At 66.0% G+C, this 12,810-nt stretch carries 11 protein-coding genes; 8 read left to right on the top strand and 3 right to left on the bottom strand.

The window, feature by feature from the left end; translation table 11 throughout:
• The first annotated feature begins 4 nt into the window (after nucleotides 1-4).
• Nucleotides 5-1,315, top strand: coding sequence for a thymidine phosphorylase (gene deoA, locus POR01S_RS21620; RefSeq protein ID WP_042138289.1), 1,311 nt, complete (start codon nucleotides 5-7; stop codon nucleotides 1,313-1,315).
• A gap of 179 nt (nucleotides 1,316-1,494) precedes the next feature.
• On the opposite strand, the gene POR01S_RS21615 is transcribed toward deoA, so the two are convergent.
• Entirely contained in the window at nucleotides 1,495-2,307 is an 813-nt protein-coding gene (locus tag POR01S_RS21615) for a cyclic nucleotide-binding domain-containing protein (RefSeq protein ID WP_027597548.1), read from the bottom strand.
• A 130-nt stretch (nucleotides 2,308-2,437) separates the two neighbouring features.
• Complete coding sequence (locus POR01S_RS21610) at nucleotides 2,438-3,985, bottom strand: bifunctional aminoglycoside phosphotransferase/ATP-binding protein (RefSeq protein ID WP_042138288.1); 1,548 nt, start codon at nucleotides 3,983-3,985, stop codon at nucleotides 2,438-2,440.
• Between the two features lie 153 nt (nucleotides 3,986-4,138).
• Between POR01S_RS21610 and mrcB the strand changes: the two genes are divergently transcribed.
• Genes mrcB through POR01S_RS21595 form a run of 3 tightly spaced genes read left to right on the top strand, consistent with a single transcriptional unit; the run spans nucleotide 4,139 to nucleotide 7,595 of the window.
• Nucleotides 4,139-6,481 carry a penicillin-binding protein 1B gene (gene mrcB / locus POR01S_RS21605; protein WP_027597550.1) on the top strand — a complete coding sequence of 781 codons (2,343 nt, stop codon included), beginning with the start codon at nucleotides 4,139-4,141 and terminating at the stop codon, nucleotides 6,479-6,481.
• A gap of 35 nt (nucleotides 6,482-6,516) precedes the next feature.
• A complete protein-coding gene (locus POR01S_RS21600) occupies nucleotides 6,517-7,269 on the top strand; it encodes a tetratricopeptide repeat protein (protein ID WP_037007511.1) in 753 nt (250 codons plus the stop codon).
• The gene (locus POR01S_RS21595) at nucleotides 7,269-7,595 is read left to right on the top strand and encodes a YqcC family protein (RefSeq protein WP_042138285.1); all 327 of its coding nucleotides are present in this window, start codon (nucleotides 7,269-7,271) and stop codon (nucleotides 7,593-7,595) included. The genes POR01S_RS21600 and POR01S_RS21595 overlap by 1 nt, the downstream gene beginning before the upstream one ends.
• 1 nt (nucleotide 7,596) lies before the next feature.
• On the opposite strand, the gene POR01S_RS21590 is transcribed toward POR01S_RS21595, so the two are convergent.
• Entirely contained in the window at nucleotides 7,597-8,061 is a 465-nt protein-coding gene (locus POR01S_RS21590; protein ID WP_007159692.1) for a DUF4124 domain-containing protein, read from the bottom strand.
• A 398-nt stretch (nucleotides 8,062-8,459) separates the two neighbouring features.
• On the opposite strand from POR01S_RS21590, the gene POR01S_RS21585 reads away from it, so the two are divergent.
• The 4 genes from POR01S_RS21585 (at nucleotide 8,460) to pssA (ending at nucleotide 12,741) form a co-directional block, all read left to right on the top strand.
• Nucleotides 8,460-10,184 (top strand): acetolactate synthase 3 large subunit, encoded by a 1,725-nt coding sequence (locus tag POR01S_RS21585; protein WP_027597553.1) that lies wholly within the window; start codon nucleotides 8,460-8,462, stop codon nucleotides 10,182-10,184.
• A gap of 2 nt (nucleotides 10,185-10,186) precedes the next feature.
• Nucleotides 10,187-10,678 (top strand): acetolactate synthase small subunit, encoded by a 492-nt coding sequence (gene ilvN, locus POR01S_RS21580; protein WP_007159690.1) that lies wholly within the window; start codon nucleotides 10,187-10,189, stop codon nucleotides 10,676-10,678.
• Between the two features lie 26 nt (nucleotides 10,679-10,704).
• Nucleotides 10,705-11,721, top strand: a complete 1,017-nt coding sequence (gene ilvC / locus POR01S_RS21575; RefSeq protein ID WP_007159689.1) for a ketol-acid reductoisomerase — start codon at nucleotides 10,705-10,707, stop codon at nucleotides 11,719-11,721.
• A 165-nt stretch (nucleotides 11,722-11,886) separates the two neighbouring features.
• Entirely contained in the window at nucleotides 11,887-12,741 is an 855-nt protein-coding gene (pssA, locus tag POR01S_RS21570) for a CDP-diacylglycerol--serine O-phosphatidyltransferase (RefSeq protein WP_007159688.1), read from the top strand.
• Nucleotides 12,742-12,810: the final 69 nt, after the last annotated feature.

Genomic DNA, 12,810 nt, shown 5'->3' with positions numbered 1-12,810 from the left:
GCCCATGTGGCTTGCCCAGGAGGTGATCCGCCAGAAGCGCGATGGCCTGGAACTCACGGCTGCGGATCTCCAGCGACTGGTCCGCGGCATCGTCGACGACAGCCTTAGCGAAGGCCAGATCGCCGCCTTCGCCATGGCCACCCTGCTGCGCGGCATGACCGCCGCCGAGCGCACCGCCCTGACCCTGGCCATGCGCGACAGCGGCCAGGTGCTGCACTGGGAGCTGCCGGGGCCGGTGGTGGACAAGCATTCCACCGGCGGCGTGGGCGATCTCACCAGCCTGGTACTGGCGCCGCTGCTCGCCGCCTGTGGCTGCCACGTGCCGATGATCTCCGGGCGCGGCCTGGGCCACACCGGCGGCACCCTGGACAAGCTGGAGAGCATCCCCGGCTATTGCATCCGGCCTGGCCTGGCGCGCTTTCGCCAGGTGGTGGCCGAGGTGGGGTGCGCCATCGTCGGTCCGGACGCCGATCTGGCCCCGGCCGATCGCCGCCTCTATGCCATCCGCGATGTCACCGCCACGGTGGAATCGGTGGACCTGATCACTGCCTCCATCCTGGCCAAGAAACTGGCCGCCGGCCTGGACGTGCTAGTCATGGACGTCAAGACCGGCGGCGGCGCCTTCATGGCCGAGCGCGACGCGGCTCTGCGCCTGGCCGACAGCATCGTCGAGGTCGCCGAAGCCGCCGGGGTCCGGACCCGCGCCCTGGTCACCGACATGGGCCAGCCGCTGGCGCGCAGCGCCGGCAATGCCCTGGAGGTGGAGGAGGCCATCGCCCTGCTGACCGGCGAGGTGCGCAGCGAGCGCCTCTGGCAGGTGATCCAGGCGTTGGCCGGGGAAGCGCTGCAACTGGCCGGACTCGCCAGCGATGCCATGGCGGCCGAGCGCCTGGTGCTGGAGGCCTGGCAGAGCGGCGCCGCCCTGGCGCGTTTCGCGGCGATGAACCTGGCCCTGGGCGGTCCGTCCGACCTGACCGGGCGGCCCTGGCAGCATCTGCCTCGGGCCCCGGTCGTGCGTGCCGTTTATCCGGCCGGCCCGGGCTGGGTGCAGCAGGTCGATACCCGCGCCCTCGGTCTGCTGGTGGTCGAACTGGGTGGCGGTCGGCAACGTCCGGAAGATGAGGTGGATCCCGCCGTAGGCCTGGCTGATCTGGCTTTGCCAGGCGAGCGGGTGGCTCAGGATCGGCCGCTGGGCCTGGTCCATGCCCGCGATACCGCCAGCGCAGCGCGGGCCGTCGCCCAGCTGCAGGCGGCCTATGTCCTGGGTGAGGAACGACTGGCAGAGCGTGCACCGCCCGTGCTGGACCGGCGCTAGCGCCAGATTTCAGGCAAAAAAAGACCCGGCAGAGCCGGGTCCAAAACCGTGATTAGCCTGATGAGGAGATAACCCGAAAGACCAACTGCTGGACCTTCAGTTATCGACCGGTCTCGCGACCGGCTGAGTTGAATAATAACAATTCTCATTCCATCGTCAAGCGTATTCGAGAATATTTCTTAATTACCGCTGGAAGGTCGCTCTTGGGCACCGCGCAGGCGGGTGACCTCCTTGTTCAGGGTGTCGATATGGCGCGCCATGTTTTCGATCAGACTGTGGGCGATGCGCGGGGTGGTCTCCATCAGGGAAACGAACTGATCCTGGGGGATCACCAGCACGGTGCAGACGGTCTTGGCGATGACGCTGGCGGTACGAGGCGTATGGGTGAACACCGCCAGGGCGCCGACGATCTCGTCCTGGCAGACCTCGCCGACCTTGCAGCCATCGACCCAGGCCTCGGCATGGCCTTCGGTGATGACGAAGACATGCTCGGCGGAATCGCCCTGACGGATGATGACCTCGCCGGCGGCATAGCGACGAAAGCCGGTGGCCGGCTGGGTGACCGGCGGCTTGAGCCGGATCAGCGCCTGGGCCAGCAGCGATTGTTGACCCAGCATGTACCTCAGCAGGGCATCGCGCTGGACCGGCGTGGCGGTGGCCGCCGCGAGAAAGGTCTCGCGGTCGTAGGGCAGCACCCGCACGTCGGCCTCGCTCTCGTAATTGAGGATCGGCAGATCCAGGGTGCGCCCCAGGCCGATCAGGTCGCCCTCGCCGAGCTGGAACAGCGCCCGCTGATCCAGGACCACCCGCAGCGGGCCACGCTGGATCAGATAGACCTCGTCATTGCGCATCCAGTCCTGTAGCAGGGCGGCAGGACTCAGCTGCAGGGGCTGCCGACTCGGCGCCACACCACTGACCAGTCGCGCCGGAATGGCCTGCAGCGCCTGACGCAACTGATCGACATAGGGAGGCTGATCGCCGATGAGGTACATGGTGCCAATTCCTTCTTGTTACGCAGAGGTTGTGACGTGGGTCGCACGATAAGCCGCTCGTCGGCGACCGTAAATCCACAACTCCACGAGCTGTGACGGAACGCTTGTTCTGCCCCCCAGGAGGTCGTGGTCAGGCCGGGGCGCGACCCAGGCGGCGCAGCAGGCGAGCCGGCAGGGCCTCCAGCTGTCCGGCGCGACCCAGCTCCACCACCAGCGCCCGATCCTGCTCGGCGGGTTCGAGCGGATCCTGGGCCTGGCGCTGGGCTGCCACCACCGCGAGGGTGGCTTCGGAAGGATCGGTCCCCTCGGCCTGGCGCTCCTGCAGCCAGCGGGCGATGAGTTCGTCGTCCGCCTGGCAGTCGATGATCAGCAGGGGCGCGGCCTGGGCTTCGGCCAGGGCCTGGGCCGCGGCGCGCTGGGCCTGCTTGAGGTAGGTGGCGTCGAGTACCAGCGGATAACCGGCCGCCAGTACCTGGGCGCCGATCTCGTGCAGGCGCGCATAGGTAGCTTCGCCGGCTGCGGCGCTGTAGCGGGTGGCCTCGTCGCTGTCGGCATAGAGGCGCTGGCGCTCGACATCGGATCTCAGGCGAATGGCGCCGAGCGCCTCGACCAGGGCCAGGGCCACGGTGCTCTTGCCGATCCCCGACACCCCGTGCATCACCGCCGCGAAGGGCTGGGGCACCTGGGTATAGCCTTCGGCCAGGGCCGTGTAGCTGCGATAACTGGCAAGGATCTCGGCCCGCAGCGCCGGCTCCTCGGCCTGGCCGAGGCGGAAGAGGGCGATCTTGGCGCGCACCATGGCGCGATAGGCCTTGTAGAAGTCGAGCAGGGCGAGGCCGCTGTAGTCGCCGGTGGCCTCGAAGTAGGCATTGACGAATCTGTTGCTCAGGGTCTTGAGGCCGCGGTCTTCCAGGTCCATGGCCAGGAAGCCGGCATCGCCCATGGTGTCGGTCAGGCGGAAGGGCTCGTTGAATTCGATGCAGTCGAACAGCACCACCTCGCCGTCGAGCAGGGTGGCGTTGGCCAGGTGGATGTCGCCATGGCATTCGCGGATGAAGCCGTCACGGCAACGCGCCTCGAACAGCGGCAGCAGGCGCGCGTAGCTGGCTTCGGCCCAGGCTTCCAGCTGGTCGAGCTGTCGGAGATCGGCCGCTTCGCCGAGCATGGCGCGGATCTGCTCGAAATTCTGCCGCACCGGCGCCATGGCGGCGTCCGGGGTGCACAGCGGATGCTCGGTCCCTACCTGGGGTGCGGCCAGGTGGAAGCGGGCGATCTGTGCAGCCAGGGCGTCGATGTGCGCCTCGGTCAGCTCGCCGCGCTGCTGCACCTCGCTGAGCAGCTGGCTCTGGGGGAATTCGCGCATGCGCAGGGCGTATTCGATCACCGGACCGCTGCCGCCCAGCTCGGGAGCGCTTTCGCTGCCGGTGATGGCCACCACGTCCTGGTAGAGATCGCGGGTCAGGCGCTGGTTGAGGCGCAGCTCCTCGCGGCAGAAGTGGCCACGGGCCTCCAGGTCGGTGAAGTCGAGGAAACCGAAATTCACCGGCTTCTTGATCTTGTAGGCGACCTCGCCAGTCAGCACGACCCAGGAAATATGGGTTTCGATGACCCGGAACGCCGAGGTGGGATGGGGATAGAGCGCCGGGTTCTGCAGGGCGGAAATCAGGAGCTGGCTCACGGGCGGTCCTTGTAGGGAATGGATGGCGGCATTATCGCTGCCAGGGCGGTCCACGCAAGCCGCGACACCGGGAAGGGGCGTCCTTGAACCCCAGCTGACGAAGCGCTGGCAGGCCGCTGTCGGCCACCGGGCAAGTGCGTATAATGCGCCGCCATGAAGCGACCCCGATCCTCTCGTTCCCGCAAGCGCAAGACCTTTGACTGGCGCCGCCTGTCCGGCTGGGCAGTCAAGCTTGGTCTGGTCGCGCTGGTAGCCCTGGCTGGCGTATGCATCTATCTGGATGCCGTGGTCCAGGAAAAATTCTCCGGCAAGCGCTGGACCATTCCGGCCAAGGTCTATGCCCGGCCGCTGGAATTGTTCAATGGCGTCAAGCTCAGCCGTGACGACTTCCTCACCGAACTCGATGCCCTCGGCTATCGCCGCGAGAAAACCGTGGACGGCCCCGGCAGCGTCTCCGTGGGCGCCTCCACGGTCGAGCTGAACACCCGCGGCTTCCAGTTCTACGAAGGCGTCGAGCCGGCGCGGGCGATCCGCGTGCGCTTCGCCGGCGGCACCGTCTCCGGCGTCAGCGCCCTGGATGGCAGCAATCTGGCCGTGGCCCGCCTGGAACCGCTGATGATCGGCGGCATCTATCCGGCACATAACGAGGATCGCATCCTCATCAAGCTCGACCAGGCGCCGCCGCACCTGGTCGATGGCCTGGTGGCCGTCGAGGACCGCGAGTTCTGGCATCACCACGGCGTCTCGCCCAAGTCCATCGCCCGGGCGGTCTGGGTCAACGCCACCAGCGGCCAGGTGCGTCAGGGTGGCAGCACCCTGACCCAGCAGCTGGTCAAGAACTTCTACCTCACCAACGAGCGCAGCATCACCCGCAAGGGCACCGAAGCCCTGATGGCGCTGCTGCTGGAGCTGCACTACAGCAAGCAGGAGATCCTCGAGGCCTACCTCAACGAGGTGTTCCTCGGTCAGGACGGCTCGCGCGCCATCCACGGCTTCGGTCTGGCCGCCCAGTACTTCTTCGGCCAGCCCTTCAGCGAGCTGAAACTGCACCAGGTCGCCCTGCTGGTCGGTCTGGTGAAGGGCCCGTCCTACTACAACCCGCGCCGTTACCCCGAGCGCGCCATGACCCGCCGCAACCTGGTGCTCGACCTCATGGCCGAGCAGGGAGTGGTCAGCGCCACCGAGGCGGAAGCGGCCAAGGCTCGGCCGCTGGGCATCACCAAGGCCGGCAGCCTGACCAACAGTTCCTTCCCGGCCTTCGTCGACCTGGTCAAGCGCCAGCTCAAGCAGGACTACCGCGACGAAGACCTCACCGAAGAAGGGCTGCGCATCTTCACCAGCTTCGACCCCATCCTGCAGACCAAGGCCGAAGCCGCCATGGGCGAGACCATGAAGCGCATCGACGGCCGCAAGGGTGCGGAAAACGTCGAGTCGGCCATGGTGGTGACCAATCCGGAAACCGGTGAGGTCCAGGCGCTGCTGGGTGGCCGCGATCCACGCTTCGCCGGCTACAACCGCGCCCTCGACGCGGTGCGCCAGGTCGGCTCGCTGATCAAGCCGGCGGTCTATCTCACCGCCCTCGAGCGCCCCAGCAAGTACACCCTGACCACCCTGATCCAGGACGAGCCCTTCTCGGTGAAGGGCGCCGATGGCCAGGTCTGGCGGCCGCAGAACTACGAGCACAAGGCGCACGGCACCATCTTCCTCTATCAGGGGCTGGCGCATTCCTACAACCTGTCCACCGCGCGCCTGGGCCTGGACCTCGGGGTCCCCGAGGTGCTCAAGACCGTCGCGCGCCTGGGCGTGAGTCGCGCCCTGCCGCCCTATCCGGCGACCCTGCTCGGCGCCGGTGCCCTGACGCCCATGGAAGTGGCGACCATGTACCAGACGCTGGCCAACGGTGGCTTCAACACGCCGCTGCGCAGCATCCGCAGCGTGCTCGACGCCAATGGCGAGCCGCTCAAGCGCTATCCCTTCCAGATCGAGCAGCGCTTCGATACCGGCGCCATCTACCTGGTGCAGTACGCCATGCAGCGCGTCATGCGCGAAGGCACCGGGCGCTCGGTCTACAACCAGATCCCCACCAGCGTGAACCTGGCGGGCAAGACCGGCACCACCAACGATTCCCGCGACAGCTGGTTCTCCGGCTTCAGCCAGGATCTGCTGGCGGTGGTCTGGCTGGGTCGCGACGACAACGGCAAGACGCCCCTGACAGGTGCCACCGGCGCCCTGCAGGTCTGGAGCAACTTCATGCGTCGCGCCGATCCGGTCTCCCTGGACATGCCGGTGCCGGACAACATCACCCAGGCCTGGGTCGATGCCACCACCGGGCGCGGCACGGATCCCTCGTGTCCCAACGCCGTGCAGATGCCTTATATTCGCGGCAGTGAGCCGCCACCGGGCGCCTCCTGTGGCGCGCCGGCCGCACCCGCCGCCGGCGGCAACGGCAACGGCGGCAATCCGGTCATGGATTGGGTCAAGGGTTGGTTGAATTGAGAGGTCCCAAGGTGACGAAAGCAGTCTGGCCGGTGATGATCGCCGGTGTTCTCCTCGCCGGTTGCGCCGCGCCGCAGCGTGGCGCCATCCCCGTGGTCGATTCCGGCGGTCCGGTGTCCAACGGCGAACTCTATCGCCAGGGCAACAACCGGCCCCTGCCGGCGCAACGTCAGGCCCCCGTGGCCGCCGCGCCCAGCGCGCCGGCCGATTCCGGGGTGACCGTCATGGTGCCGGGCGGTAGCTCCGCGCCGCTGGAAACCTATGCCGCACCGGCGGCCTCGGCGCCGCTGATCACCTCGTCCAGCCCCAGCGCACCGCCTGCCCAGGCGCCGGTGCAGCCGAGCTATTCGCAGCCGGTCTATCCGCCCGCCACCCCGGGCGGCTCCGCGGCTGCCAGTACGGCGCCGACCGGCATTCCCGCCACCAGCAATTCCAGTGGTGGTGGCCTGGCTGCCGACGAACAACTCGACGGTCCGGTGCTGGCCCTGCTGACCACCGCCCAGCAACAGCAGAGCGGCGGCGATCTCAACGGCGCCTCCTCGAGCCTGGAACGCGCCCAGCGCATCGCCCCGCGCGAGCCCCAGGTGCTCTATCGCCTGGCCCAGGTGCGCCTGGCGCAGAACGATCCGGCCCAGGGCGAGCAACTGGCCCGGCGCGCCCTGACCTACGCCAATGGCCGCCCGGCCCTGCAGGCCAGTCTCTGGCAACTGATCGCCCAGGCCCGCGAGGCCCAGGGCGATGCCTCCGGCGCCGCCCTGGCCCGGCAGAAGGCGCAGGTGGGTACCTGATGGACGAGCGCCTGCCCGCCCTGGCCGATCAGCTGCTGCAGATCGAGCGTGAATTGCGCCTGCTCGGCTGGTGGTCGGCGCAGGCGCCCAGCGCAGAAGCCCTGGCCAGCCAGGAGCCCTTCTGCGTTGATACCCTGAGTTTCGCCCAGTGGCTGCAGTGGATCTTCGTGCCGCGGATGAAGCTGATCATCGAGAGCGATGCGGCCCTGCCGGCGCGCTCGGGCATCCGGCCGATGGCCGAGATGGTCTACCAGGGCAATCTCGACCCCGTCCTGCACCTGCTTGCGTCCCTGGCCGAATTCGACCGCATCATCGAAAGCGCCTGAGTTACTTGCCGCAGTTCTGCTCGATGGACAGCTGGGTCTCGGCCAGCCGCTGCTGACGTTCCTCTTCACTCAGCCGCCGCGTCTCGCCCCGCCCGGACTGCACCAGGATGCGCGGATTGTTGCGCAGTTGCGCCAGATTCTGGCGCGCCTGATCGCACTGCTCCTTGAGCTTGTTCTGCTCCTCGCGCACCTGCGCCTTCACCCGGCGATCCAGTTCCTGCTGCTGGGCATCATTGGACACCGATGGCTGCTGGGCACCGTTGGGCATCTTGTAGGTGGGTGCAGTGCCACTGCCATTGATCTGCGGCGCCGTCTTCACGTCCACCTCGTTGGCCTTCTGGCCCTCGGGCGGCTGGGCACTGAAGTGGGTGACACCCTTGTCATCGGTCCACTTGTAGACCTGCGCGGCCTGGGCGGACAGGCTGCAGGCGAAAGCCAGGGCGGAAAGCCAGAAGATCGAGCGCATGGGAATCCTGGAAGGGGAGAGGACAGGACTTCACTATAAGAGGAGACGTCGACCTTTTCATCACGACTGATCGCCGACGACCGATTGCGCCCGGTTGCACCTTTCGGCTTGACTTGCACGGGTCGAATGCGAACAATCCAAAGTTCGCTGTAGCGAGTCGGCCCAAAGCTGACTGCTCGGCAGACCATGAGGTGCCTACCCGCGCCGCCACAGTCAAATACCCTGCACCGCGTTACCTCGCGTCGGGTGGAAGCTCCAGCATTCATCGGAATCTTCCAACAAGGCTTTCTAGGCAGCTGAATCGTCGGTGACCACCGTCGCCCATGCTCTGCCTTGCAGTCAACCGAACCTTGAGCGTCCACCGATGGGCGCTCGCCATGCGTGGAATGAGGTGATACGTGGAGCTATTAACTGGCGCTGAGATGGTCGTCCGCTTCTTGCGCGACGAGGGCGTGAAACACATCTACGGGTACCCGGGCGGTGCCCTGCTGCACATCTACGACGCCCTGTTCAAGGAACCGGCGCTCAACCACATCCTGGTTCGTCACGAGCAGGCCGCCACCCACATGGCCGACGGCTATGCCCGCGCCACCGGCAAGGCCGGCGTGGTCCTGGTGACCTCCGGCCCCGGCGCGACCAATGCCATCACCGGCATCGCCACCGCCTACATGGACTCCATCCCCATGGTGGTCCTGTCCGGCCAGGTGCCGAGCAACATGGTGGGCACCGACGCCTTCCAGGAAACCGACATGGTCGGCATCTCCCGGCCGATCGTGAAGCACAGCTTCATCATCAAGCACCCCTCCGAGATCCCCGAAGTCCTCAAGAAGGCCTTCTACCTCGCCGAGTCCGGGCGTCCTGGTCCGGTGGTGGTCGACATCCCCAAGGACATGGGCGATCCGACCAAGAAATACGAATACGTCTATCCGAAGAAGATCAAGCTGCGCTCCTACAATCCGGCTCAGCGCGGTCATTCCGGGCAGATCCGCAAGGCCGTCGAGATGCTGGTGGCGGCCAAGCGCCCCATCCTCTATGCCGGTGGTGGCGTCATCCTCGGCGGTGCCTCCGCGGCCCTCACCGAGCTGGCGCGCCTGCTCAACCTGCCGGTCACCAATACCCTGATGGGTCTGGGCGCCTACCCGGGCAGCGATCGCCAGTTCCTCGGCATGCTCGGCATGCACGGCAGCTACCAGGCCAACCTGGCCATGCACCACAGCGACGTCATCCTCGCCGTGGGTGCGCGCTTCGATGACCGCGTCATCAACGGTGCCACGCGCTTCTGCCCGAACGCCAAGATCATTCACGTCGACATCGACCCGGCCTCGATCTCCAAGACCATCAAGGCCGACGTGCCCATCGTCGGTCCGGTCGACAGCGTCCTCGCCGAGATGGTCGCCGTGGTCCGCGAACTGAGCGAGAAGCCCCGTGCCGAAAACCAGGCCGCCTGGTGGAAGCAGATCGAGGAATGGCGCGGCGGTCGCGAGATGTTCCCCTACGACAAGGGCGACGGCAGCATCATCAAGCCGCAGACCGTCATCGAGACCCTGTACGACGTCACCGCGGGCGATGCCTACATCACCTCCGACGTGGGTCAGCACCAGATGTTCGCTGCCCAGTACTACCGCTACGACAAGCCCAATCGCTGGATCAACTCCGGCGGCCTCGGCACCATGGGCTTCGGCTTCCCGGCGGCCATGGGCGTCAAGCTCAACTTCCCGGACGCCGACGTCGCCTGCGTCACCGGTGAAGGCAGCGTGCAGATGAACATCCAGGAGCTCTCCACCTGCATGCAGTACGACCTGCCGGTGAAGATCGTCTGCCTCAACAACGGTGCCCTGGGCATGGTCCGCCAGTGGCAGGACATGCAGTACAGCAGCCGCTACTCCCACTCCTACATGGAATCCCTGCCGGACTTCGTCAAGCTGGCCGAGGCCTATGGCCACGTCGGCATGCGCATCGAGCGTCTGGAAGACCTCAAGCCGATGATGGCTGAGGCCTTCGCCATGAAGAATCGCCTGGTCTTCCTCGACATCGCCGTGGACAACACCGAACACGTCTACCCGATGCAGATCAAGGATGGCGCGATGCGCGACATGTGGCTGAGCAAGACGGAGCGGACCTGAACATGAGACACATCATCTCCCTGCTGCTGGAAAACGAGCCCGGCGCCCTGTCCCGCGTGGTCGGCCTGTTTTCCCAGCGCAACTACAACATCGAAAGCCTCACGGTCGCCGCGACCGAGGACCCGACCCTGTCGCGCCTGACCCTGACCACCATCGGCCAGGAAGAGACGGTCGAGCAGATCACCAAGAACCTCAACAAGCTCATCGAGGTGGTGAAACTGGTCAACCTGTCCGAGAGTGCCCACATCGAGCGCGAACTCCTGCTGATCAAGGTCAAGGCCACCGGCGCCCAGCGCGCCGAGGTCAAGCGCACCACCGATATCTTTCGCGGCCAGATCGTCGATGTCGGCAGCAGCGTGTATACCATTCAGCTGGCGGGCACCAGCGAGAAGATCGACAGCTTCATCCAGGCGATCGGCGCCGCGTCCATCCTCGAGGTGGTGCGTAGCGGCGTGACCGGAATTTCCCGTGGCGACAAAGCCCTGAGCATCTGATACCCCCTTTTCCAGGAGAACCTGCAATGCGCGTTTACTACGACAAAGACTGTGACCTTTCCATCATCCAGGGCAAGAAGGTCGCCATCATCGGCTACGGCTCCCAGGGCCACGCCCACGCCTGCAACCTGAAGGACTCCGGCGTCGACGTCGTCGTCGGTCTGCGCAGTGGCTCGGCCACCGTGGCCAAGGCCGAAGCCCATGGCCTGACCGTCAAGCCGGTCAAGGACGCTGTCGCCTCCGCCGACGTGGTCATGATCCTGACCCCCGACGAATTCCAGTCCAAGCTGTACAAGGACGAGATCGAGCCGAACCTGAAGCAGGGCGCCACCCTGGCCTTCGCCCACGGTTTCGCCATCCACTACAACCAGGTCGTGCCCCGCGCTGACCTGGACGTCATCATGATCGCTCCCAAGGCCCCGGGTCACACCGTGCGCTCCGAGTTCGTCAAGGGCGGCGGCATCCCTGATCTGGTCGCCGTCCACCAGGACGCTTCCGGCAATGCCAAGAACGTCGCCCTGTCCTACGCCTGCGGCGTCGGCGGCGGCCGTACCGGCATCATCGAAACCACCTTCAAGGACGAGACCGAAACCGACCTGTTCGGCGAGCAGGCCGTGCTGTGCGGTGGTGCGGTCGAGCTGGTCAAGGCCGGTTTCGAAACCCTGGTCGAAGCCGGCTACGCGCCGGAAATGGCCTACTTCGAGTGCCTGCACGAACTCAAGCTGATCGTCGACCTCATGTACGAAGGCGGTATCGCCAACATGAACTACTCGATCTCCAACAACGCCGAGTACGGCGAGTACGTGACCGGCCCCGAGGTCATCAACGCCGAGTCGCGCGCAGCCATGAAGAATGCGCTCAAGCGCATCCAGAACGGCGAATACGCCAAGATGTTCGTGGCCGAGGGCGCGTCCAACTACGCTTCCATGACCGCCTACCGTCGCAACAACGCGGCTCACCCGATCGAGCAGGTCGGCGAGAAGCTGCGGGCGATGATGCCCTGGATCGCGTCGAACAAGATCGTCGACAAGACCAAGAACTGATCGGACAGGGCGCCAGCCCTGTAACGAGCGGTAAAGGACGCGGCCTCGGCCGCGTTTTTTATTGCACTGCCCACGACCCCGGCAATGCCTTAGCATGGGAGGTTAGGCTGAACCCTATCCTCAAGAGGTCAGTCCAATCCGTCAGGTAATGCCCAAGGAAAATCCATGAGCGAGCGTCCCGAAGAAACCCCGTCCAACACAGCCACCGACGGCCTCATCCCCGTGGATGAACACATCGAGGAGACGCAGGACGCCCAGGGGCGCAAAATCAGACGCCGTGGCGTGTACCTGCTACCCAACCTCTTCACCACCGCGGCGCTCTTTGCCGGCCTCTATTCGATCATCAAGGGTGTCGCGGCTCAGACCGCCTTCATCCAGGGGCAATACGACATCGCCTCCGCCGGCTTCTCGGCCGCGGCCGCCGCCATCTTCATCGCCATGGTGCTCGATGGCCTGGATGGTCGCGTCGCCCGCATGACCAATACCCAGAGCGCCTTCGGCGAGCAGTACGACTCGCTCTCCGACATGGTCGCCTTCGGCGTCGCACCGGCGATCCTGGCCTTCCAGTGGGCCCTGAGTGGTCTGGGTAATGTCGGCTGGGCCGTTGCTTTCATCTATGTGGCCGGCGCCGCCTTGCGTCTGGCCCGCTTCAACACCCAGATCGGCTCGGTGGACAAGCGCTACTTCATCGGCCTGGCCAGTCCTTCCGCGGCGGCCCTGGTGGCCGGTACCGTCTGGTGCTTCAGTGACTTCGGCATCCAGGGCTCCAAGCTGTCGCTGCTGGTCGCCCTGATGGTCGCTGCAGCCGGCATGCTCATGGTCAGCAACTTCAAGTACTGGAGCTTCAAGACCCTGGGCCTGAAAGGACGCGTCCCCTTCGTGGTCATCCTGATCGCCGTGCTGGTCTTCGCCGTGGTCTTTACCGACCCGCCGCGCGTCCTGCTGCTGGGCTTCCTGGCCTATGCGGTCTCCGGACCCTTCACCACCCTCTGGCGCAATCGCCGTATCGGCCGTGCCTAGCGGCATCGAGAGGGCTATAAGAAAGGGGCTGCGCGAGCAGCCCCTTTCTTTTTTTGGCCTTTCTGAAAA

Origin of the sequence: Pseudomonas oryzihabitans NBRC 102199 (assembly GCF_000730625.1) — a bacterium.
Lineage (GTDB): Bacteria > Pseudomonadota > Gammaproteobacteria > Pseudomonadales > Pseudomonadaceae > Chryseomonas > Chryseomonas oryzihabitans.
The sequence above is the reverse complement of the archived record's forward strand: the minus strand, read 5'-3'. Positions and strand labels throughout refer to the sequence as shown.

Excerpts from the sequence above, each read along its gene's own strand:
- POR01S_RS21590 (WP_007159692.1), bottom strand. The coding sequence starts at position 8,061 with ATGCGCTCGATCTTCTGGCTTTCCGCCCTGGCTTTCGCCTGCAGCCTG.
- deoA (WP_042138289.1), top strand. The coding sequence starts at position 5 with ATGTGGCTTGCCCAGGAGGTGATCCGCCAGAAGCGCGATGGCCTGGAA.
- mrcB (WP_027597550.1), top strand. The coding sequence starts at position 4,139 with ATGAAGCGACCCCGATCCTCTCGTTCCCGCAAGCGCAAGACCTTTGAC.
- POR01S_RS21600 (WP_037007511.1), top strand. The coding sequence starts at position 6,517 with ATGATCGCCGGTGTTCTCCTCGCCGGTTGCGCCGCGCCGCAGCGTGGC.
- POR01S_RS21595 (WP_042138285.1), top strand. The coding sequence starts at position 7,269 with ATGGACGAGCGCCTGCCCGCCCTGGCCGATCAGCTGCTGCAGATCGAG.
- POR01S_RS21615 (WP_027597548.1), bottom strand. The coding sequence starts at position 2,307 with ATGTACCTCATCGGCGATCAGCCTCCCTATGTCGATCAGTTGCGTCAG.
- pssA (WP_007159688.1), top strand. The coding sequence starts at position 11,887 with ATGAGCGAGCGTCCCGAAGAAACCCCGTCCAACACAGCCACCGACGGC.
- ilvC (WP_007159689.1), top strand. The coding sequence starts at position 10,705 with ATGCGCGTTTACTACGACAAAGACTGTGACCTTTCCATCATCCAGGGC.
- ilvN (WP_007159690.1), top strand. The coding sequence starts at position 10,187 with ATGAGACACATCATCTCCCTGCTGCTGGAAAACGAGCCCGGCGCCCTG.